Source organism: Sphingomonas sp. CCH9-E2 (assembly GCF_001557215.1).
In the GTDB taxonomy this organism is placed as follows: Bacteria; Pseudomonadota; Alphaproteobacteria; order Sphingomonadales; family Sphingomonadaceae; genus Sphingomonas.
The window spans coordinates 1-2,061 of record NZ_LSJM01000163.1; the positions used below are offsets into that span (position 1 = coordinate 1).

A 2,061-nucleotide genomic window follows, 5' to 3' on the forward strand; every position below is an offset into this window, starting at 1 on the left:
GGGCGGGGTGGTGAACGTCATCGACACGCGCATTCCGCGGACCCGGCCCGAGAACGGCTATCGGCTGAATGGCATCGCCACCTACGGCTCGGCCGCGAACGAGCGTTCGATCGCCGGCGCTGCTGACGTGGCGGTCGGTCCCTACCTCGTGCTCCACGCCGACGGCTCGTATCTCAAAGCCGACGACCTCAGGATCGGCGGCTACGCGCTATCGCCAGCGGCACGCGCTGCTGCGCTCTCGCAAGTCGGCTTGCCGCAAGACGTGGCACCAGGCAAGGACCCGATCGACTTCGCGGCCTCCGCTGCTATCCGAGGCAAGCTCCCCAACACCGCCGCCGAGACCTGGACGGCGGGCGTCGGCGCGTCGATCATCACCGACACGGGCCAACTTGGCGTAAGCTACAGTCGTTACGACAGCCTCTACGGCGTGCCGATCCGCTATGCGACCGAGGTGGGCCAGGCGCAGGAGTCGCCCCGGCTCGATGTCAAGCAGGACCGGGTCGACTTACGCGGCGAAGTCGAGACCGGGGGCGGGTTCCTCGACCGCATCCGCATCCGCGCCGGCCATGCCAGCTACCGCCATTTTGAGCTGGAACCGTCCGGCGAGATCGGCACGGCGTTCTACAGCAAAGGCACCGAGGGGCGACTGGAACTCCTTCAGGCAGATCGCGGTGGATGGCAGGGCGCGAGCGGTGTCCAATATTTCAACCGTTCGTTCAACATCGAGGGTGTCGAAGCCTTCCTGCCCCGCAATGAAACCAATCAGACCGGCATCTTCACGCTTCAGCAGTATAATGCGGGGCCGTTTCATGCTGCGGCCGGCGCTCGTTACGAGTGGAGCAACCAGACCGCCAAGACCGTGGGCAGTGACCCGAGATTCTTTGGCGGGAAGCGCAACTATGGCGCGTTCTCCGGCTCACTGGGGGTCGGTTACGGCGTCACCGACGCGATCCGCATCGGCCTGAACGGTTCATATACCGAGCGCGCGCCGTCAGCCGAGGAGCTGTTCGCAAACGGGCCTCATGCCGGCACACAAGCTTATGAGCTGGGCAACCCGGACTTCCGGCTGGAACGGAGCTATGGGATCGAGGCGACGCTTCACGTTCACGGTGAGCGCCTGAGCTTCGACGCATCCGCCTATTACAACCGCTTCAACAACTATATTTCGGAGCAGCAGGTCGACCAGGCTGTATGCGAGGCTGCGGCCGCACCGTCAGGCCGCGAGGTCGACCTGCCCTGCTTTCAGTACCAGCAAGCCGGCGCGAGCTATTGGGGCATCGAAGGCGATCTTTCGGCCAAGCTGTTCGAGGTGGGCGGCACGCGCATCAACGCCGACCTGCTCGGCGATTATGTCCGGGCCACCATCATCGACCGCGGCCCCGTGCCGCGCATCCCGCCGCTTCGTCTACTCGGCGGTCTGGAGGCGCAGGGCGACAAGTTCACCGCGCGTACCGAGGTGGAGCGCGTGTTCAAGCAGGACCGTATCGCCGACTTCGAGACCACTACGCCCGGCTACACCTTGGTCAACGCCAGTGTGAGCCTCAAACCCTTTGCCAACAGCAGCAGGACTTCGCTCTTGCTCAGCGCCAACAATATCTTCGACGTGGTTGCACGCCGTCATTCTAGCTTTCTCAAGGACTTCGCGCCGCTCTCCGGTTGCGACATCCGGGTCTCGCTAAGGTTCGGCCTCTGACAAAGATGTCGCGGGCAGCAGGCCTCCCCCACCTGGGATGCCATTTCAAAAGGTTACAGGGAGACGGGGTAGGGCCTGCCCCACCCCCATAATGGAGAGGTTTGTGGCAGGGACGTTGAGAAACTCGCATCGGGGGCTGATCGAACACACGGCTTTGGGTGCTTCGTTGCTGTGCCTCATTCACTGTCTCGCGCTGCCCCTCCTCTTTGCCGCCCTTCCCGCGCTCAGCAGCGTCATTCCGGTCAGCCGGACCTTTCACCTGGTGATGCTGGCGATTGCCGTGCCGACGAGCAGCTTGGCCCTTCTCTCCGGCAGGACACGACATGGCGCTTGGTGGCCCGTAATGCTTGGCGCGGCTGGGCTTATAG

Annotated in this window: 2 protein-coding genes; both read left to right on the forward strand. The window is 63.9% G+C overall.

The features are described 5' to 3' along the window. A partial coding sequence (locus AX681_RS08495; protein ID WP_066682055.1) for a TonB-dependent receptor occupies positions 1-1,693 on the forward strand: 1,693 nt, incomplete at its 5' end. A 103-nt stretch (positions 1,694-1,796) separates the two neighbouring features. Then, a partial coding sequence (locus tag AX681_RS21395; RefSeq protein ID WP_197424259.1) for a MerC domain-containing protein occupies positions 1,797-2,061 on the forward strand: 265 nt, incomplete at its 3' end.